17 protein-coding genes are annotated in these 19,546 nt (G+C 47.3%); 6 read left to right on the forward strand and 11 right to left on the reverse strand.

Features of this window, described 5'->3' with window-relative positions; translation table 11 throughout:
- Nucleotides 1–112: 112 nt before the first annotated feature.
- Together P3C17_RS09800 and P3C17_RS09805 are read left to right on the forward strand one after the other, a co-directional pair.
- A complete protein-coding gene (locus P3C17_RS09800; RefSeq protein ID WP_300929270.1) occupies nucleotides 113–1,294 on the forward strand; it encodes a CaiB/BaiF CoA-transferase family protein in 1,182 nt (393 codons plus the stop codon).
- A 63-nt stretch (nucleotides 1,295–1,357) separates the two neighbouring features.
- Entirely contained in the window at nucleotides 1,358–1,627 is a 270-nt protein-coding gene (locus tag P3C17_RS09805) for a hypothetical protein (RefSeq protein ID WP_300929271.1), read from the forward strand.
- Nucleotides 1,628–1,697: 70 nt separating this feature from the next.
- Here P3C17_RS09805 and P3C17_RS09810 read toward each other — a convergent pair whose 3' ends face one another.
- Nucleotides 1,698–2,015 (reverse strand): DUF1840 domain-containing protein, encoded by a 318-nt coding sequence (locus tag P3C17_RS09810; protein ID WP_300929272.1) that lies wholly within the window; start codon nucleotides 2,013–2,015, stop codon nucleotides 1,698–1,700.
- Between the two features lie 185 nt (nucleotides 2,016–2,200).
- On the opposite strand from P3C17_RS09810, the gene P3C17_RS09815 reads away from it, so the two are divergent.
- On the forward strand, nucleotides 2,201–4,072 hold the full coding sequence (locus P3C17_RS09815; RefSeq protein ID WP_300929273.1) for a hypothetical protein: 1,872 nt from the start codon (nucleotides 2,201–2,203) through the stop codon (nucleotides 4,070–4,072).
- A gap of 50 nt (nucleotides 4,073–4,122) precedes the next feature.
- Here the strand turns inward: P3C17_RS09815 and P3C17_RS09820 are convergent, their stop codons facing one another.
- From P3C17_RS09820 to P3C17_RS09835, 4 genes are all read right to left on the reverse strand, one after another.
- Nucleotides 4,123–5,625, reverse strand: coding sequence for a HAMP domain-containing sensor histidine kinase (locus tag P3C17_RS09820; protein WP_300929274.1), 1,503 nt, complete (start codon nucleotides 5,623–5,625; stop codon nucleotides 4,123–4,125).
- A gap of 11 nt (nucleotides 5,626–5,636) precedes the next feature.
- Entirely contained in the window at nucleotides 5,637–6,320 is a 684-nt protein-coding gene (locus tag P3C17_RS09825; RefSeq protein ID WP_300929275.1) for a response regulator, read from the reverse strand.
- Nucleotides 6,321–6,401: 81 nt separating this feature from the next.
- Complete coding sequence (locus P3C17_RS09830) at nucleotides 6,402–7,400, reverse strand: SMP-30/gluconolactonase/LRE family protein (RefSeq protein WP_300929276.1); 999 nt, start codon at nucleotides 7,398–7,400, stop codon at nucleotides 6,402–6,404.
- A 225-nt stretch (nucleotides 7,401–7,625) separates the two neighbouring features.
- A complete protein-coding gene (locus P3C17_RS09835; protein WP_300929277.1) occupies nucleotides 7,626–10,052 on the reverse strand; it encodes a TonB-dependent receptor in 2,427 nt (808 codons plus the stop codon).
- 274 nt (nucleotides 10,053–10,326) lie between these two features.
- On the opposite strand from P3C17_RS09835, the gene P3C17_RS09840 reads away from it, so the two are divergent.
- Genes P3C17_RS09840 through P3C17_RS09850 form a run of 3 tightly spaced genes read left to right on the forward strand, consistent with a single transcriptional unit; the run spans nucleotide 10,327 to nucleotide 12,249 of the window.
- On the forward strand, nucleotides 10,327–10,935 hold the full coding sequence (locus P3C17_RS09840) for a PepSY-associated TM helix domain-containing protein (RefSeq protein WP_300929278.1): 609 nt from the start codon (nucleotides 10,327–10,329) through the stop codon (nucleotides 10,933–10,935).
- Between the two features lie 11 nt (nucleotides 10,936–10,946).
- Complete coding sequence (locus P3C17_RS09845; RefSeq protein ID WP_300929279.1) at nucleotides 10,947–11,441, forward strand: DUF2271 domain-containing protein; 495 nt, start codon at nucleotides 10,947–10,949, stop codon at nucleotides 11,439–11,441.
- Between the two features lie 4 nt (nucleotides 11,442–11,445).
- Nucleotides 11,446–12,249 carry a DUF4198 domain-containing protein gene (locus tag P3C17_RS09850; protein WP_300929280.1) on the forward strand — a complete coding sequence of 268 codons (804 nt, stop codon included), beginning with the start codon at nucleotides 11,446–11,448 and terminating at the stop codon, nucleotides 12,247–12,249.
- A 52-nt stretch (nucleotides 12,250–12,301) separates the two neighbouring features.
- Here the strand turns inward: P3C17_RS09850 and P3C17_RS09855 are convergent, their stop codons facing one another.
- The 6 genes from P3C17_RS09855 to P3C17_RS09880 form a co-directional block, all read right to left on the reverse strand.
- A complete protein-coding gene (locus tag P3C17_RS09855) occupies nucleotides 12,302–13,297 on the reverse strand; it encodes a LacI family DNA-binding transcriptional regulator (protein ID WP_300929281.1) in 996 nt (331 codons plus the stop codon).
- 100 nt (nucleotides 13,298–13,397) lie between these two features.
- Nucleotides 13,398–14,729, reverse strand: a complete 1,332-nt coding sequence (locus P3C17_RS09860) for a glycoside-pentoside-hexuronide (GPH):cation symporter (RefSeq protein ID WP_300929282.1) — start codon at nucleotides 14,727–14,729, stop codon at nucleotides 13,398–13,400.
- Nucleotides 14,730–14,780: 51 nt separating this feature from the next.
- Entirely contained in the window at nucleotides 14,781–16,109 is a 1,329-nt protein-coding gene (locus P3C17_RS09865) for a GH1 family beta-glucosidase (RefSeq protein ID WP_300929283.1), read from the reverse strand.
- Between the two features lie 143 nt (nucleotides 16,110–16,252).
- A complete protein-coding gene (locus P3C17_RS09870) occupies nucleotides 16,253–17,014 on the reverse strand; it encodes a DUF6445 family protein (RefSeq protein WP_300929284.1) in 762 nt (253 codons plus the stop codon).
- Nucleotides 16,974–18,467: a tryptophan halogenase family protein gene (locus P3C17_RS09875; protein WP_300929285.1), complete on the reverse strand. Its 1,494-nt coding sequence runs from the start codon at nucleotides 18,465–18,467 to the stop codon at nucleotides 16,974–16,976. Before P3C17_RS09875 ends, P3C17_RS09870 begins: the two co-directional genes overlap by 41 nt.
- 44 nt (nucleotides 18,468–18,511) lie before the next feature.
- Nucleotides 18,512–19,540 carry a cupin-like domain-containing protein gene (locus tag P3C17_RS09880; protein ID WP_300929286.1) on the reverse strand — a complete coding sequence of 343 codons (1,029 nt, stop codon included), beginning with the start codon at nucleotides 19,538–19,540 and terminating at the stop codon, nucleotides 18,512–18,514.
- Between the last annotated feature and the right edge of the window lie 6 nt (nucleotides 19,541–19,546).

Genomic DNA, 19,546 nt, shown 5'->3' on the forward strand with positions numbered 1-19,546 from the left:
ACACATCGTCCGGACAAATAGGACTTACAACCAAACACTATTTGGTATAATATTATATCATTAAACCATTGGTAACCAGCTTTATTTAGTACACAGCAACGGACGGACAGAGATGCAGAACAGCCTTCAACCCTTACGAGGGATTAAAGTCGTCGAGTTTAGCCATATGGTGATGGGCCCTGCGACTGGCCTGATTTTGGCCGATTTGGGTGCAGAAGTGATCAAAGTGGAACCGCTGAAAGGCGACAATACCAGACGCCTGAAAGGCTCTGGTGCTGGCTATTTCACTATGTATAACCGCAATAAAAAAAGCCTCTGCGTGGATTTGGATACAGCGCAGGGATTGCAGTTAGTCAAAGAGCTGGTGGCCACAGCGGATGTGGTGATTGAAAACTTTCGCCCCGACGCACTGGAGAAATATGGCCTGGACTACGATAGCCTGTCGGCTAAACACCCTGGCATTGTCTACTGTTCATTAAAAGGTTTTTTAAGCGGGCCTTATCAGCACCGTACCGCGCTGGATGAAGTGGCGCAAATGATGGGGGGCTTAGCCTATATGACCGGCTTGCCGGACAAACCCATGCGTGCCGGCGCTTCAGTGATTGACATTACAGGCGCCATGTTTGGTGTCATTGGTATTCTTGCCGCGCTGCAGGAAAGGCAGCGCAGCGGCCTTGGTAAAAAGGTGCAAAGTGCGCTGTTTGAAACGACCGCCTTTCTGGTAGGGCAGCATATTGCGCAAGGGGCTATCAGTGGTGTTGAACCGCCACCTATGTCAGTACGCCAGTCGGCCTGGGGAGTGTATGACTCTTTTACCACAGCAGATAACGAAAAAGTCTTTGTCGCTGTGGTGAGTGATACCCAGTGGCGCAAATTTTGTGAAGCTTTTGAGCTGACCGACTTCGCCGGCGATACCAGACTGGACACCAATAGCGGACGTTTTGATCACCGCACTATGATCATACCCAAACTCACGCTGGTGTTTGCACAAATGCCAACTGACAGCCTGATGCAAAAACTCGATGCCATAGGCCTGCCTTACGCCCCGGTGAACAAGCCGATGGACCTGGTCAGCGATCCACACCTGAATGCAGGTGGTTTAGTGGATATCCATCTGGAGAATGGCTCTCATATCAAACTGCCGGCCTTGCCCATAGAGATGAACCAGCAAAAATTCGGCCTGCGTTGCAACCCGCCCAAAGAAAGCGAAAACGTTCAGCAGCTGCTGTCCACGCTGGGCTATTCTGACGCACAAATTACACAATTGATTGCCTATCATGTGGTACGCGGCTAGGTTTTTCTATTAAACCGCCACTCAAACACGATCCCTGCCGGGGCAGGTTCAGGGATCGCACCAATGACCATTTTACTGACAAGAATCATTCCCAACTCACATTACTACCCGCGACAGCAGCTCCATAAAGGGCAAACCTCGGTGCTGCAGGCTGACGGAGGAATCCGGGGAATGGCCGGTTTTGGCCATAATGCTTTCTTCGGGCCAGTACTGCATTTACCCTGCAAACTGGCTAAATGTTTCGCCACATTTTCAGCATGGCACTTTGCCGCTGTGGCTCATCATATGCAGCAGTTGCACTGCGACCTGACCAAACAAGGTGACTGGTGCTGAATCTTTGGAACGGAAAATAACTAACCTAAGCAGACCCCTGGCCACAGAAACCTAGCTTTTAAGTACAGATCTACTCCCAGCTTACGCCTTTTTTCTCGCGTATCGCTGCCTGCAATAGTGCAATTAAAGGCACGGCGCGGTGTTTTAGCGGAATCGCATTGGGTTTTTCCTGGTCTTTATCTGCTGAATCATCAGGTAATTCAGCCTGTTCCCGGGCTTCCAGTTCTGATAAGCCTTGTTGCAACAAAGCTAAAGCTTCAGCGACGTCTTCGGCAAATAAAGCACCTGGCGCTTTAGGTAAACGCCCCATCAGCTCTAGCAACTTCAAAGCGATATTGCCAAACATCTGCACCGGCGCTGCGGCTATGGATTTAAAAGTGATTAACATAACAATCTGATATTCCGGATAAATGAAGATTCAGCATGCGCTGTTCTGCAACAAACCACAAGCAAACAACAAATGACGACTGAAGAACTCGACTGACGTCTATACAAAAGCGGCATACCTCTTTAGAATTCAGTAAAATCTGCAAAATTTTACATAAGCTAACGATCTGGTTACAAGGATGATGTATGACAGTGTTGCCACGTTTTTTTCATAGTCTGGTTTTAGCCTTACCTCTGCTGCTATTGGCAGCCTGTGGTGGTTCAGATAAAACCGAAGACGCGACAGCTGTGACTGTCAGCGCCAGCAACGCCAGTCTGGATATTGGTTTTCCAGAGCGTTTTACCACTATTTCCGCCACGGTCAGGGATACAAATGGCGCATTGTTGCGTAACGCCACAGTTCAATTCAGTACCAATTTGGGTAGTTTTAGTGCCACAGAAGTGATGACACGCACTACAGCTGAAACAGGCCGGGGTGGCTCTAATGACGCAGGGGATGGTGTAGCAGCTGTTCGCTTATACCCGGGCCAAAGTGCAGGTTCCGCTACTGTCACTGCTTATGTCAATGGTGTGCAGACCACTACTACTGTCACTATCGCCGGTACTGCTGTAGAACCTGAACGGCCAGTACCTGCCAGTATCAGCATTGCCGCCAGCGAACGTGCCATTTATGTGGCCGGTGTAGGTCAAATGGAAAGCAGCACTATTACGGTGCGTTTACTCACATCCACTGGTGGCGCTGCGCAAGATGCTCCGGCCGGAGTAAATAATGTGCGGGTTAGTTTTACAACTCAACCAAACGGCGGAGAAATGCTGTTGGGCACTCAGGCCTCTGGCCAACTGGTACAAAATACTAAAACTCTGGATGTTGCCACCACCAATGGTGTGGCTACTTTAACTCTGAGTTCAGGCCAGTTACCCGGCGTGATCGAATTACGGGCAGAAGCGTTAAATGCTTCAGGGCAAAGTTACGATCCAGTGATTCAAACCACTGCGTCAGCACTTAGCATAGCTTCTGGCCCAGCTCACTCTATTGTGTTCAGTTATCCGGTCGCTGCAAGTATTCAAAATATGAACAACGGTACTTACCGCCGCGAAGGTGGTTTGCTAGTCACCGACAGATACGGTAATCCTGTGGCAGATGGCACTGTGATCAACCTGGGTGTTATTGACAGTGTGTTATTGTCTAACAGAACACCACAAATTAACTATGGTTTTGGCACTACCGTCATTGATGGCAATGCATCCACTACGGCCAATTCGACAGTATTCACAGATTTAAGCAATGCGTTGTTTCAAAGCGCTGTCATTACCCGAAACAATACCTCTCGTTTTATTGAGGCTCAGGACAGGGTGCTTATTTTTAACGCCCAAGCTGAAGATAAAAGTCGTTTTGTCGCCGCCTTACCTAATCAGGCCACTACAGTGACAGTGAACAAAAACTACCTGAATACAGAAACTGGACTGGAATATCTGGTTGGAGCTTCATTGTTAGGTATGCAGGTTTCAGGTGTAGACCCAGCTAAAGAAGGTCTGGTCAGTGGTCAGGCGGTTACCCAGGACGGAGCGGCCAGCTTTTTTCTGACTTATCCTGCTAATCAGGACACCCTTTTAACCAGCTGTGTTTCATCCAGTTTAGACACACGCCACTCCCCCCGGGGTTCGGCTCAGGTGTGGGTTGTTGCAGAAGCCAGCGGCAGCAGCGCTACAACCATTGATGATAGGGCCTGTTTTTCCTACATCAGCCCAGCAGTTATTACATCGGGTATAACCAATATCAGCGGAAATACCATTCTGAGTCTGGAAATCCGGGATCAGGGCTTAGTGCGCTTACCTTTCCTGAATTTTGAAGCGGGTATTAGTTACGATGACGACAATATAGGTAATCTGCTGGTGTCTGTTGGTAGCTGCTTAGTCACAGGCAGCCGCCGCACAGATTTAAATGGTCAATGTGAATTAAGCATAACGACCACGGGTGGAGTTTCAGGGGATAGAGCGACTATCACCTTAGGCGTCACAAATGGCACGCCTTTAGCTATAACTGTTACTGTGCCTTAAACATCCGACGCCTGCCGTGCGGGGCTTTTTAGGCGTTAGGGTTGTTCCTGTTATTTCAGCGGTAAGCTAATCACCGCCTGAAAACCACAGGCTATACCGGAAGCTGCATAAAGGTTATGCAGCTTCAATTCTCCGCCACAGCTTTCCACTGATCGTTTAGCAATACTTAAACCTAACCCCACACCGTCTTTTTTGCTTTGACCACGAAAAAAGGGAGTAAAAAGTTTGGCTACATCATCATGCGCCACACCAGGCCCCTGATCAGAAATTTTAATCTGTACCTGCTGTTCCTGCCGCAGTAGTTCTACAGTCACTTGTGTGTCTGCCGGGGTAAATTTAATGGCATTACGGATCAGGTTTTCCAAAGCCCGATAAAGTAAGTCCGGGTCAGCTTGTACCTGCACTGCAGCATCAGCTTTTACCAGCAATTGTTTATGCTGCGACAAAGCTTCAAGTCTGCCATCTTCAGCTACCGACTCCAAAAGCTCCAGCAAGTCCACTTGCTGCAACTTGACTGCGGCGGCACCGCTTTCCAGTCGCGAATAGGTCAGAATTTCTTCCACCAACGCATTGAGTTTCTGAGTTTCTGCTTCCACCTTGTCCAATACCATGGCACTTTCTGACGGAGTTTGCCGCGCCAGCCCAACCAGTATTTGTAACCGGGCCAAAGGCGAACGGAATTCGTGAGAGACATCATGCAACAAGCGACGCTGACCACTAATGGCTTGCTCGACACTTTGAGCCATCTGATTAAAACTGCGGGCAACAGCACCAAATTCATCACGCCGCCCTGTGACTTTGGGACCCAACTGAGTCAGCCAGTGATCGGATGCCAGCGACTGCAAAGCTTGTTTTAATTGGCGTACCGGAGAGGCGAAATACCAGGCCAGCCAGAAACTGACCAATAAACTGGCCCCCAAAATAGCAGCCAGTAAAAATGCCGGGTGAAACCAGACTGGTGGCCTAGGCATAGTGGCCCTGACAGCGACACCCTGCATTTCAGGGGGCGGTCCTTTGTCACCAAAACCAGTGGGGCCAAAAGGTTGCACTGCCTCACCAGGAGGAGGACCATGGGGTCTGGCAGCTTGTGAATGTTGAATATCAATATGCTGCGCCGGTATAGATCGGCTGGACATAATACCTCTGCCACTGCGCAGCCAGTCCAATAAAAACTCATGGCGGGGTACAGCTAACAAAAACCAGCTCTGGCCAGCTTTGTCCTGCACTTTGTATTCGGGGTGTTCTTGCAATAATTCTGCCCAGTTTTCGGGCACGCCACGCTGTAAGTAATCTTCGCCCCGGTGATTCAGCAGCAAAATTTTGTCGCGGGACATAGGATCTTCTTCCCAGCGCTGCAACACGTCGCCGAGCAATTGAATACCACCAGAGTCCATCATCAGTTGAGCTGAACCTAACACCAAACGCAGCTGCGGGCCTATCCAGACAGGTTTGGGTTCATCGTCCGCAGAACGGCTGACTTCGTTAACAGCCCAGACCAAAGTGCCCGCCAGAATTAACGCGCCCCAAAAGGCCAATAGAAACTTCCAGAACACCTGCCCCATGATTAGTATCGCTGCATCAGTTGATAACCTTTGCCACGCACGGCTTCAATCCAGGCTTGTTGGTCTTCTCTTTTGCCCAGTTTTTGCCGAATATTGCTGATATGCACATCCAGACTGCGATCATATTGAGTTAAGGTTTTACCCAAAGCCTGTAGCGATAATTCGGCTTTACTGACCAGTCGCCCGGCATGACAAGCCAAAACCCAGAGCACACTGAATTCAGCACCAGTCAACTGAATCAACTGACCATTGACCCAGGCTTTACGTGCACCAGGTTCAAGTGTTAAAGGCCCGACCTTCACTTCGGTTGGCTCAGTCTGCTGCTGTTGTATACGGCGCAAAATAGCCCGAATACGAGCCACTAATTCGCGCGGCAAACAAGGTTTGGCGACATAGTCATCAGCCCCCAGTTCCAGCCCCAGCACTTTGTCGATGTCATCGCCTTTAGCTGTAAGCATGATGACCGGTACTTTGGAATGCTGACGTATTTGGCGCAGCAAAGAGATACCGTCTAAGCCTGGCATCATCACATCCAGCACCAATAATTCATACTGCCCCGAAATGGCTTGCCGCAAGCCCAGCTGGCTGTCGTTTGCAACCTGCACCACAAAGCCCTCACGCTGTAAGTAAGTGCTTAATATGGAGGTCAGTTCACGATCATCGTCAATCAGCAGTAGTGGGTTCAAGGCTGGTACTCCGGGTTCAATAAACCCTAGTTTAACCTTAAGCTGCTCCGTTTCTGAGCAGCTTTACATTTCTATACACAGTCAGGCTGCTGTTTTCAGTTTAATCCGCAGTAAGTAGCTCGAGGCGGTAATGTATAAATACTGTTTATCCAAACTCAATGCCACATTGGCTGCTGCTACTCCGGTTTGAATAGTGCCTAAATGTTCACCTTTAGCGTTAAACACCAGCACACCACCAGGACCAGTCGCCAGCAAGTGGCCAGATGGCAGTACTTTTAACCCATCTGGTAAGCCGGGCTTACTGTTCACCCAGGCTGTCGCATCAAAAAACAGCTGACCTTCACCTGCCGTGCCATCTGCTGTTAGAGGGTATTTCCACCACTGTGCAGCTTGTGGATCTGAGTTGGCAACATAAAGCCATTGTTCATCCGGCGATAACGCCAAACCGTTAGGGCGGGTTAGTTTCTCTGTGACGACAGTTACATCACTGCCCTTAAGCCAATAGACACCGTTAAAGGTCTGCTGCTTTTGTTTGGAGTTGTCCGCATCTTTTAAGCCATAAGGCGGGTCGGTGAATAAATAGCTGCCATTACTGTGTTGCACCAGATCATTAGGGCTGTTAAACAACTTGCCCTGATAACTGGTGGTCAGGCTCTGGTATACCGGGCCTTTGGCATCGATTGACGTCAATACAGCCAGTCTTCTGTCACCATGCTGTGCCAGCACCAGCTGATTGTTCTGATTAAAAATTAAGCCATTAGAACCTTCTTTGATAGAAGGTTCGTCAATATAAGCTGTATGGCCTGAAGGGCTGAGATACAAGGTTAAACCGTCTTTTTTATTCCAGCGCCAGACTTTGTTTTCCGGTACATCGGAAAACAAAATATCACCTGTTTTGGGTTCGGCCACAGGGCCTTCAGCCCAGCGAAAACCTTCAGCTAATATCTCTAACTGAGCATCGGCAGCAATCACCTGAGCAAGCTCTGGTTTTAGTTGTTGTACCGGGTTGGCTGGAATAGGGGATGGATTGGCAAAAGCCAGTGAAGATGTAAAAAAAAGCAGCGTTAAACTATGTCGCATCCTTGTCACCTTTGTTGGGTTGGAAAAGCAACAATGTAGCATTGTTAGCGCAACCAAAGCACTGCAGATGGCAGATAAACTTAGTTTCAGTTTTACTTTTTTTCTGACATTGTGCTGCTGAGCTTCCACACTAAGAATCAAATCAGCATCTACAACTAATGCCGGTAGGCAAATAAAAACCGCAGAGATCATCTGCGGTTTTCTGTGGTTAGCCTGCGGATAAGCTTAGAAGCGAACGTTTACACTCACCCATAAGTTACGGGCTTTGTCTTTGTTGTTGTAATGGTCAGTGTAGCTGCCTATGTAGCCATTTTCGCCATTGGCATCAAACACACAGTTAGTGCCGCTGTCACATTCAACAAAGTTCAGGTCGTAGGTGGTGAAGTCTTTATCCATTAAGTTATTGATCCGAGCCGTGAAGGTGACAGTGTCACTGGCTTCATAGCTGGCACCTAAGTGGAGCACTTCATAGGCTTTAAAGTACAGAGCTTCGTCTTTAATAGTGTCCCAGGTGCGGTAGCGTTTAGTACGGATTTCTGAGGTCAGAAACACTTTTAAATCGTCAGTCGCAGCCCAGTCCAGTGTCAGGTTGGCCATATGTTTGGCGGTGTTGGTCAGGGGTTGTCCTGCATTAGCACCACTTTTTTGCTCACTGTCGGTGTAAGTGTAGTTAGCACGGAAAGCGACATTGTCGATAATCTGCCAGCGTCCTGCCAGCTCAGCGCCTTGTATCGTCACTTTGTCTATATTGACCGTTTTGCTGCTGGTGGCATAACCCAATTCAGCATATTCACCTGTTTCAGTACAGACCAACGTTGTGCCTGTACCACAAGGCTGAGAGGCGATCTTGTCTTCAAATTCATTATTGAAAATAGTGATGTTGAAGTTATGGTTATCCGGGTGTTCCCAATAGGCCGCAATTTCAGTGGAGGTACTGGTTTCTGGTTTCAGATCCGGGTTACCAAACATTGGGGATGTACCCTGGCCACCAAAACCAACTACACCGTCATACAGCTGAGTGGTTTTTGGCGTTTTATAACCAGTACTGACACCGCCTTTGATAGTCCATTCCGGGCTTAAGGTATAAACACCGTACAAACGTGGACTCATCTCACTGCCAAAGACTTCGTGGTCGTCACGACGTAAGCCTGCAGTTAATGCGAATTCCTGAGTAGCGTCCCAGGTATCTTCCGCAAAAATGGACCACATATTGTGTTCCTGCACTTCACCTGGAGTGCCGCTTTCCATACCAAATACGCCATCTTCCAGTTCACCACGGATCACTTGCGTACCCACTATGGCTGTATGCTGGCCCGCCAGTTCAAATGGCATATCCATTTTGGCGTCAAAAGTATATTGATTGCTGGCCATTTTACGTTTGGCTCTTGGCAGGAAGGTTTGTGCTGCTAATTCTCTGCGATCATCCACTGACAAACCTGCATAAGCCCCAGTGCCATCGATCATTGTCAATAACTGGGCACGTTCAGCCAAAGTAAAAGGTAAAGTACGGCCATGGTTTTGTGTATCGACATAAGATAACGACATAAAACTGTTACCCAGATCCCATTTACCTTCGTGACTTAAAGACCAGGTATCACGACTAAATTCCTGAGTTGGGCTATAACCGACTCTTGGGTTAGCGCGACGGGTCCAGGTGCCGCCATTAGTGGCACAAGCGTTAGCATTGGTGCCAGCTGCGCCCCGGCAAAAGTTACCAGCGGCCCAGATACTGTCGATGTTATCCACAGTGCCGACAGGATATTCGCGGCTACCATCGTCGTTGATGATGGGGCTGTTATCGTATTCCTGAGTAGAGGTTTCGATATCAAACCAAATCGCCTGATTATTAACCGGAGTCCAGCTCAGACGCCCCCCTAATACAGAACTTTTATTGTCTACTGTTTTACCGCCAGAACCAAAGCCTAAAGAGCGATTCAGCACTTGGCCATTGGGATAAACCACAGGAGCAAAAGTTGGAGTAGAAGCCATGCGGTCATAAGCACTGCCACGAACAGACATGCCCAAAACATTAGGGATTAACGGCCCCATGACGTTGAAGTCTGTCGTGACCTCTTCACCAAATCTGTCATCTGTTTGTGCGGTGCGGCTATGACTGACCGAACCAGCCCATTCATTCGTAACTTTTTTGGTAATGATGTTGATGACACCACCTAAAGCGTCGGCACCATACAAGGTAGAAGCCGGGCCACGCACCACTTCAATACGTTCTATGGTATCCAGTGGTGGCATATGACCAAACTGGTTACCACCAAAGTTATTTGGATAAATATCACCATGGTTATTCTGACGTTTACCATCCACCAAAATCAGTGTGTAGTCCGAGCCCATGCCACGCATACTGATAGTGCCCTGGCCTGTTTTATCGCGGGTTTCTCCAATATCAACACCTTCCAGATCTCGTACCGCATCCAGCAAAGTGGTATAAGGACGAGAGCGCAGCTCTTCTGCCGTAATCACTGAAATACTGGCAGGTGCATCCACCAGCTTTTGCTCAAAACCTGAAGCCGTGACGACAATGCGTTCAATATTGTTATCTCTGGTTACCGCTGCATCTTCTGCCTGCACTGTAGCAATCAGACCTAAAGCAAGCTGAGTGGCGACTACCAGTTTGGCCGGACGGGACTTGAACATAAAAACTCCTGTTATTCGGGCAGCTCACCACAACAAAGTGGATAAAACCAACACCCGGACTATGTAAAGAAACGTAATGAAAGGGCAATGGCCGCCAATGATAGTGATTCTCATTAAAAGATCAATAGCAATTGCGAACTATTTGCAATTGCAGTTGTCGTGATAAGCCATGCAAGAGCATTTTTGCGACGAACAGCAAAATCAATCACTTGTAGATCGCTTGCAAACAAGAACAATTCTCAGTAGCATGGCGGCAGTTTTTTATGGGGGTGTTGTGAAGAGTTCAGCTTTAGCTCGTTGGATGCGTTGGTTACATACCTACAGCGCTATGTTGGTATTGTTACTGCTGTTATTTTTTGCCATCACAGGTATCACCTTAAACCACCCCGAACTCAGCAGCAGTCTGGGCAAAACCAGCCAGCAGCTGCAGTTGGAACTGCCTGAACAGTTACCTGATTTGTTGAATACTCCTGAAGATCAGCAACAAGCAGCTATAGCCTTGTATGTCGATTGGTTAAAGCAGGAGCACCAATTACAAGGCGGCTATAACCTGAGTTTTTCGCCAGAAGATGAGCTATTGGAAGTTGATTTTAAACGCCCTGCCGGTTATGCCGCTGTGGTGATTGATTTAGCAGAGCGCACTGCAGAGCTTGACGCTGAATTTGGTGGTTACCTGGCTTTGGCCAACGATTTACATAAAGGCCGTTATGCAGGCAGCAGCTGGAAATGGCTGATTGATATTACTGCAGTGTTTTGTGTGTTGTTTGCGTTGTCCGGTTTTTACTTATTGTGGCGTCAGCCCAACAGAAGAGATTTTGGCAATGCCACGGCTGTAGCTGGTTTGGTATTAGCTTTGTTGGCTTATATAGCTTCGTTTCATTAAGAGGGAAAATTATGCACAAGTATTTAGTCGCTGTGATGCTGTTTTGCTGCGGCACTGTTATGGCTCAATCAGAACTGGAAGTTCAGGTTGAGCTGCCAAAAATTGAGACAGGAACTTACCACAGACCTTATGTAGCTGTATGGATTGAAAATGAACAACAGCAACCAGTGCGTTTAGTGGAAGCCTGGTTGGAAAAACCGGACTGGATTAAAGACTTACGCCGTTTCTGGCGCAAAATCGGCCGTAGTGAGCCGCAATTAGTGGATGCAAAAACAGGTGCCACCAAAGGTCCTGGCAGCTACAAAGTACGCTGGGATGGCAAAGACGAACAAGGTAAAGCCGTGGCTGCAGGTAACTACGTTCTTTTTGTCGAAGCGGCCCGTGAACAAGGCGGACGCAATCTGGCGAAGCAAGCATTCACCTGGGACGGCAGCGCTGTTCAGATCGAAATAAAAGCCAGCACTGAGCTGGGAAAAATTAAACTTACTTCAGTACAGGGAAACTAGTCCAATGAAAAAATCTATTCTGGCTTCATTGCTGCTTGCCACAGCGGTTAGCGCTCCGGCTTTGGCTCATACCTTATGGGTAGTACCAAGTCACTTTGTATTATCTAAAACTGGTAGCTGGGTGTCTGCTGATATCAGTGCCGCCAATATGACTTTTGTGGCAGACAAAGGTATTCCGGTAGACAACGTAGCATTGTATACGCCAGACGGCAAAAAACAGGCGATTGAACATAAATACCAAGGCAAACGTAAATCTCAGGTCGATGCAGAGCTGAATGCTGAAGGTACTTACAAGCTTGAACTGGGTGGTCCTGTACGTTTTGGCACTATGTACAAAGTTGGTGATGAACGTAAACGCCTGATGGCCGATAAAAAGAGCCGCGCTAAAGAACTACCGGCTAATGCGACTGACGTCGTAACCAGTCAAAGCCGCAGCCGCTCTGTTGCTTTTATCACAGTCAACAAACCAACCTCAGAAGTGCTGGCACTGAAGAACGAAGGTTTGGAATTTAAAAGTTCAGTTCATCCAGCTGACATAGTTGCAGGCGAGCCGGTCACTTTTACCTTTTTAGTTAACGGTAAAGCCCAGGCTGGTGTTGAACTGGAAGTGTCCTATGAAGGTGAGCGTTACCGTGATGAAGCAGGCCGTGTGCAACATAAAACTGATGCCACTGGCCAGTTTACGTACACCCCTGTTGAAGCAGGCGTATTTTTAATTGAAGCTTCGTATTCTGCGAAAGCCGACTCTGAGTTAGCGGATCAAATCCGTGAGGGTTTAACTTTAACTTTAGAAGCGACTTTACCTTAAGTCTGTGACTGGGCCTCTGTGTTTTTGGCACAGAGGCTGTTCTTCCTCACCGTTAGATCGGGATAGCTGAGTTACGCACCACCAGTTCTGGTTCAAAAACATTGGCTACTTCAACATCCTTTTTATACAGATTCTTCAGTAACCACAAAGCAGCCATTTTGCCCATTTCGTGGATAGGGTTGTTCACTGTGGTCAGTTTAGGTGAAACATAACGGGCAAAAGGAATATTATCGTAGCCGACAAAAGACAACTCCTGCGGAATTTTCATACCCCGTTCCAGGCAGACTGAAATAGCGCCTGACACCATCTGGTCATTGGCGCAGACCACAGCAGTAAAAGTTTTGTTTTGACTAAACAGGTAGTTCATCCCATCCACGCCACTGTCTTCTTTGTAGTCACCTTCAAAACACAAAGCCGGATCGTAAGAAATACCCACTTCGGCCAAAGCTCTTTTATGACCTTCAAGCCGCTCTATTGCATCGTGTTTTTTTGATGGGCCTGAAATATAGGCAATCTCTCTGTGGCCTAAATCAAGCAGATGCCGGGTCGCCATATAACCCCCTAGCTCATTGTTCAAATAAATACAGCAGTCACTGATTTCAGCAATGTATCTATTGATCAGCACTATAGGGGTAGAACTTTGGCTGAGTTTGATCAGGTAGTCATCGGAGATAGCTTCCACATCCAAAATCAGCGCGTCACAGCCTTTACTCAGCAAAAACTCTACGCTGTCTATTTCCTGAGCGGCGTCGCTGTGTCCTACAGCAATAATGACATGACGATTATCGGCTCGCAGTGCAGCTTCTATTTCCGCCATCATAGGACCGTAATAAGGACCATCCAGCTGAGAAACCAAAACCCCAACACTATTCGAGCAATTTGACGCCAAAGACTGAGCAAAAGTGTTAGGCCTGTAGCCCAGTTCAGCCATAGCGGCCAGCACTTTTTGTTTGGTCTTTTCACTGACATTGGTGTTTTTATTCATCACTCTGGATACAGTCGCCAGAGATACACCTGCAAGCTGAGAAACGTCGTAAATAGTCGCCATAAATAGTGCTGTCACTTCTGGTTAAGTCTAAGAAAGTCGGGAACTACAGAGTAATTCAGCAAAGACTGAATTGCTCTGCAGAGCGCCATATTATCAGCTTCTATTCTGCAGATCTCTTCAATTCCAGAGTGATTTCATCAACTTTTTGCGTATTGAGCTTATAAGCCCCCATGACAAAAGCTACAATCAACGACCCTATAGCCGGATATAAACTGAATGCCAGCAACAAACCTGCTTTGGTTTCTTCGGTTTGAGCCACATCTGCCTGATAGCCCATACCTGCTAGCAACCAACCGCCTAAAGCACCACCTATGGCTATGCCCATTTTGATAAAGAAGATAATAGAGGAATAGACCATGCCTGCACTACGAACCCCGGTACGCCATTGGCCATAATCAACTGTGTCAGCCATTTTCGCCCAGAGCAGCGGTGTTCCAGTGTTGAATACCAAATTCCACAGTACATACAAACCTATGGCCAAAGTGACATTGTCTGCTGCAACAAAATAGCTACTGGCACAAAGGGCTGCGGCCAATATCTGTATGCCAATATAGAGCTTCACCTTGCAGTAGCGCTGGGCCAGAGGCTGCGCAATAATACAGCCCACCATACTGCCAAGCATACCCAAAGTGATAAACAAGGTGATGCTATCCGGCATTTCCAGATAGTACTTCACATAGTAAATAGCCAGCGTAGTACGCAGTACATAACCACTCAGCAGGCATAAAGCGACCAGCGCCAATACCCGCCACTGATCGTTTTTCCACAACTGACGGAAGTTGTCCATATAGCTGCGGCTAATGCTTTCTTTAGGTGGATTGATCCGCTCTTTGGTGCCATAAAAACAAGCTAGGAACATCAATACGCCCAGCACGCTCATCGCCATAATAGTCAGTTGATAACCTTTGGCTCTGTCGCCCTGACCAAAAAACTCAACCAAAGGCAAAGTTAAAGCGGTCACCATCAGACCACCGAGCATGGCAAAGACAAAACGGTAAGACTGCACCGACACCCGCTCTTTTGGATCGGCAGTTAACACCGCCCCCAAAGCACAATACGGAATATTAATGGCGGTGTAGACCAGCATCAGCAAGGTGTAAGTGACAAAGGCATAGATCATTTTGCCTTCTTCGCCAAAATCCGGCGTAGTAAAGGCTAATACACTGATCAAACCAAAAGGTAAGGCAAACCAGAGCAAATAAGGCCGGAACTTGCCATATTTGCTTTGGGTGCGGTCAGCAAGAGCGCCCATCAGCGGGTCTGTTATCGCGTCTATGATACGCACAGCCAGAAACATGGTGCCAACAAAGGCCGGCGATATGCCATAAATGTCGGTATAAAAAAACGTCAGAAACAACATGACGGTTTGGAACACTATATTGCTTGCCGTATCCCCGAGGCCGTAAGCAATTTTCTCCTTTACACTAACCATGTCAGGCGCATCCTATAAATTGTTGATTTGAAATTATTATTTTTTTATTAGTTAACGATTACTGATCAATCGTTTGTAAGCCAGACCGCTGTTTTTCACAGTTCTTTGCTGGCTGTCGTAGTCGACATAGACAATACCAAAACGCTTTAAGTAGCCTTCGGCCCACTCAAAGTTATCCATTAAACTCCAGGCAAAATAGCCCTGAATATCCACACCTTGCTCAACCGCCTGATGCACCGCATTTAAATGCAACTGATAATAGGACAAGCGCAGTTGATCATCGACTTCAGCATTGTGCAGTTGATCGGCCGCAGCAGCACCATTTTCGGTAATGTAAACCGGCGGCAGTTTGTATTTCTGATGCAAAGACACTAACAGATCGGTAAAGGCCTGTGGATAAATTTCCCAGCCAATATCTGTTTTAGGCGCATCGACCATGTCCACTTCGATAAAATCGCGGCCTTCTGTGGCTTTATACACAGTGCGGGTGTAGAAATTCACACCAAGGAAATCCAGTGGCGCTTTGATAATGTCAAAATCACCAGCTTCAATCACCGGCTTGTCTTCATCAGCCAGCAAGGCAAAAGAGTCAGGGTAGGCACCATCAAACACAGGTTTGATATACCACTGGTTAAAGTAGTCGTCGGCAAGCTGGGCCGCTCTTTTATCTGCCGCACTGTCGGTCAGTGGATAAGCTGGCGTGAAGTTCAGCACTAAACCATTCATGCTGTTGGGGCTATTTTTCTGCAGCACTTGCATGGCCAGACCGTGCGCCAACAGTAAATGATGCGCCGATTGTCGGCCATAGGCTTTTTTAGTCAGTCCAGGCGCATGAATACCAGCCTCATAACCTAAGTAAGAGCTGCAAAACGGTTCATTTAAAGTGGCATAAGAATAGACTCTGTCACCAAAAGCTTTGCTTAACTTGTCAGCATAATCCTGGAACAAATAGGCGGTGTTGCGGTTCAGCCAGCCGCCTTGATCTTCAATATGCTGAGGTAAATCCCAGTGATATAAGGTGACAAAAGACTTAATATTTTTTGCCTTGAGCTCATCCAGAATATTGATATAGAAATCCACACCTTGTTGATTCAGGCTGCCGTCTTTATTCATTACCCTGGGCCAGGCGATAGAAAAACGATAAGCATCTACGCCCAGAGAGCTGATCAAGGCTATGTCGTCACGCCATAAGTTGTAGTGATCACAAGCCAAAGCGCCATTCGAGCCATCCTTCACTTTGCCCGGCGTGGCGCAAAACGTATCCCAGATGCAAGGTAAGCGCTGTTCTATGCCACCTTCAATCTGAAAGGATGAGGTAGCGACCCCATAAGTAAATTGTTTTTTCAGCAATCTCGAGCCTTTCGGCAGTTCATAATTCATCGTTATCTTCTTTTCATCTTTTTAAAATTAGAGGGTAAAAGTAGCTTGTTCAAAACTGGCCCAAACTTGTAATCGCTTTCATTTTTTGTGTTGTGCAGACCATACTCAAATCCTTGTTTGTTATTGTTCAGGGCTGTTTGGGCTTATACGAAATCAATAAACATATTGGCGGTTAAACGCCCAGTGACAGGCGAGCCATCTATGTCTGTTGTGTTGTCCACTAGTGAAGAATGCAACAAATTGCTGGGGTAAATAATCAGTCTGTTGGCCTGGTAAGGGACTTGGTGGTACAGCTCATAATGCTCGTTGCTTTGCACCTGATAACGCTGGGGTGGAGCCCCCTGCTCGTCAATAAACTTTTGAGCAGACTGGAAATACTCTTGTCGTCTTTGATCGGTCACCCGTTCAAAACCTGTAGGTTTATGCCGGAAAAAGCCTGTGCTGCCATGAGGACTGTCATTGAGGTAATGCAAGAGTGCAAAATAATAAGGGGCACTGGTATCAAAATGTGGCATACATTGCAGCGGATGCAGGCTGTTTTCGGCCTGAGTGATCAGCGCATAAAACAGCATCTGTGGTTTTAATCGCAACTGTTCCGGCACCTGATAGACTTTATAAATCAACTGATACAACGCATTTAAACTGGCCGCTACATAGTCTTTTGGTAATACGGCGCGCTGTCCCGGGTAATAGGTTTGATTTTCCCGCATAAAATCGCTTTGCTGCGCATGCCGACGAATAGCAGACAAATCCACAGCAAAGTCATCAATCATGATCAATGGCGTTTTTTCCTGCCCAAGATAAATAATTTCGGGCCGGATGCTGCTATTCACCTGATAATTCAGCGCGTCCATCATCGCCTGCTCAGACCAAAGACGACTTGCAGTAATGCTGAATAAACTCATGGTGAGTCGGGAACTGACTCACAGTGCGTTTCACATTGTGTTTAATGCTCATCAGGAAATCATTCAGCTCAGAATCCGGCATTAAATCCACAATAGGATGATACTGCTGCGGCATTAAGCCCTGACCAATCAGCACCTGCAACCAGGAGCTTTCGCCAAATAATTCCTGTGCAAACTTGTAAACTTTACCGGATTGTTTAAACAGCTCCATACGATGAGTCAAAGTGTCCGGGATTTGCATATCTTTGCAGTAACGCCAGAACTTGGTATCGGTGCGTTCGGTGGCTTTGTAATGCAGGATGATGAAATCGCGGATATTGTCCATTTCGATTTTGGTCTGGCGGTTAAACTCATCCACATCTGCAGAGGCTATGCCGTTTGACGGAAACATCTGCAGCAGACGAATAATACTGCGATGGATCAAATGAATACTGGTCGACTCCAGCGGTTCCAGAAAACCACTGGATAATCCAATGGCCACACAGTTTTTATTCCAGTGCAGGCGACGGGTACCGGTTTTAAATTTAATCAGCCGTGGCTCAAACAGCATTTCACCTTCGACATTGTCGATCAACCTTTGTTTGGCTTCAGCTTCTGTCATAAATTTGCTGCAGAACACCAGGCCATTGCCAACCCGGCTTTGCAACGGAATTTTCCATTGCCAGCCGGCATCACGGGCTATAGCGCGGGTATAAGCCACCGGCTCCTGCGTGGTTTTAGTTTGCACTGCATAAGCGCTGTCGCAAGGTAACCAGTGACTCCAGTCTTCAAAGCCGGTATTCAGCGTTTGTTCTATTAATAAAGCGCGAAAACCCGTGCAATCAATAAATAAATCGCCTTCAATCAGCTCGCCGGACTCCAGCAATAAAGCACTGATATTACCGTCCATATGCTGCTGCACTTCACGAATTTTGCCCTCAATACGTTTAATGCCATGCTGTTCTGACAAACGGCGCAAAAACTTAGCGTATAAAGACGCATCCATATGATAAGCGTGGTTCAGATCCTGATTCGGCAGTACGGCAAAACGGCCCTGGCGGGCACCTAGATGCTCTACGCAATAATCACCAATTTCACTGGCTATGCCTTTTTGTTTGCCTTTGACCCAGAAATGCTGAAAACCACAGGCCCAGCAGTCTTTGCCTAAAAAGCCAAAAGAGTGAATATAGTCTTCGCCCAGCGTTTTCCAGTTTTCAAACTGAATACCCAATTTAAAGGTGGCATTGGTGGCCGCCATCACTTCGGACTCTTTGATATTCAATAAACGGTGGAAAATATGCATAGTGGGAATAGTAGCTTCACCCACACCTACAGTGCCAATGTCGTCCGACTCAACTAAGACTACTTCAAGGTTTTTGCCCAGTAATTTAGTCAGGCCTGCTGCAGTCATCCAGCCAGCTGTACCGCCACCTGCGATCACCACTTTTTTAATTCTGTGTTGTTCGTTATTCATCTGTTCACCCTGTTGATTGGTGCTTTTATAGTTATAGTTTGTACTCAGCGTTTTAATTTATTCAGTAAATCAGCTCTGATCTGACGCGCGTTCAGCTCATCCAGCGGCTTAGTTAACATTTTTAAAGCCTCTGGCTGAATATGCTGCTGGGATACATCATCATGTTCAAAAATGTAGTAATCAAAAATGGCCTTCCAGGCCTGACGCTGCGCTTTAGGTAAGCTGCGCAAACTCAACACCGCCATAGACAAGGCATTATTCGGCCGGCCTAAATAAGCTGGGGTGTCGCGCCACCAATGGCTGATCAGTACATTAAAAGCATCTTTTGCTTCGACGTGGTGCCACCACATACTGGGAATAAATAACAGATCGCCAGGTTCAAGATGGGCTACCTGTGCATGCTGTAAAGCTTCAGCAAACTTAGGAAAACGCTCAAAGTCAGGCGCTGCAAAATCCACCATACTGACATCCTGGCCGCCAGGCGCAAATTCCATAGGGCCTGGATACAAATTGGCAATTTGTTCCGGCGGGAACAAGGTAAAAGTACGGTGTCCGACAGCGTTGCAGGCCAGATTCTGCGGAAAGTCATAATGAGCGGCTATTCTGGATTGATTGCCTAACCAGACACTGGTTAACGGGTTCACGCCCTCCAAAGCCAGACTGTTTTGTGCTGCTAAACCCGGAAACCAATGGTTGATTTCAGTAGAGCCCATGTAATATGTAGGTACTTCTTTTTGGCCATTCAGTGCAAATAAACGCTCAATCAGCTGATTAAAATCAATTTTTCCGCCCTGATAATTAAAGCCATTTTGCTCTGCGTTATAAAATACCCGGCCTTGCTGATCGGGCTCGATATAACAGGCGCTGACAGGATTCCCCTGATAAAACTGTCGAATATAATCGGCGGCTGCAGAGGCTGAAACCAAACCAGCCTGAACTAAAGGCCAGTCTTTACACAAGCCTTTAAACACCAGCGGTTGGTTGGCGTTTGTGATCAATGCCCATGCATCCGCTAAGTCGCATCCTTCCAGCGTTTTTACTTCTGCTAATGGCTTAGTGGTCAGCGTATTCATCAGGCG

The organism is Rheinheimera sp. 1928-s (genome assembly GCF_029269265.1).
Classification (GTDB): Bacteria; Pseudomonadota; Gammaproteobacteria; order Enterobacterales; family Alteromonadaceae; genus Pararheinheimera.

What these genes read in the sequence shown, in the direction of transcription:
- P3C17_RS09855 (WP_300929281.1), bottom strand. Translation starts at nt 13,297, where the DNA reads ATGGCGACTATTTACGACGTTTCTCAGCTTGCAGGTGTATCTCTGGCG.
- P3C17_RS09810 (WP_300929272.1), bottom strand. Translation starts at nt 2,015, where the DNA reads ATGTTAATCACTTTTAAATCCATAGCCGCAGCGCCGGTGCAGATGTTT.
- P3C17_RS09845 (WP_300929279.1), top strand. Translation starts at nt 10,947, where the DNA reads ATGCACAAGTATTTAGTCGCTGTGATGCTGTTTTGCTGCGGCACTGTT.
- P3C17_RS09850 (WP_300929280.1), top strand. Translation starts at nt 11,446, where the DNA reads ATGAAAAAATCTATTCTGGCTTCATTGCTGCTTGCCACAGCGGTTAGC.
- P3C17_RS09805 (WP_300929271.1), top strand. Translation starts at nt 1,358, where the DNA reads ATGACCATTTTACTGACAAGAATCATTCCCAACTCACATTACTACCCG.
- P3C17_RS09815 (WP_300929273.1), top strand. Translation starts at nt 2,201, where the DNA reads ATGACAGTGTTGCCACGTTTTTTTCATAGTCTGGTTTTAGCCTTACCT.
- P3C17_RS09875 (WP_300929285.1), bottom strand. Translation starts at nt 18,467, where the DNA reads ATGAATAACGAACAACACAGAATTAAAAAAGTGGTGATCGCAGGTGGC.
- P3C17_RS09835 (WP_300929277.1), bottom strand. Translation starts at nt 10,052, where the DNA reads ATGTTCAAGTCCCGTCCGGCCAAACTGGTAGTCGCCACTCAGCTTGCT.
- P3C17_RS09860 (WP_300929282.1), bottom strand. Translation starts at nt 14,729, where the DNA reads ATGGTTAGTGTAAAGGAGAAAATTGCTTACGGCCTCGGGGATACGGCA.
- P3C17_RS09865 (WP_300929283.1), bottom strand. Translation starts at nt 16,109, where the DNA reads ATGAATTATGAACTGCCGAAAGGCTCGAGATTGCTGAAAAAACAATTT.
- P3C17_RS09800 (WP_300929270.1), top strand. Translation starts at nt 113, where the DNA reads ATGCAGAACAGCCTTCAACCCTTACGAGGGATTAAAGTCGTCGAGTTT.
- P3C17_RS09830 (WP_300929276.1), bottom strand. Translation starts at nt 7,400, where the DNA reads ATGCGACATAGTTTAACGCTGCTTTTTTTTACATCTTCACTGGCTTTT.
- P3C17_RS09870 (WP_300929284.1), bottom strand. Translation starts at nt 17,014, where the DNA reads ATGAGTTTATTCAGCATTACTGCAAGTCGTCTTTGGTCTGAGCAGGCG.
- P3C17_RS09880 (WP_300929286.1), bottom strand. Translation starts at nt 19,540, where the DNA reads ATGAATACGCTGACCACTAAGCCATTAGCAGAAGTAAAAACGCTGGAA.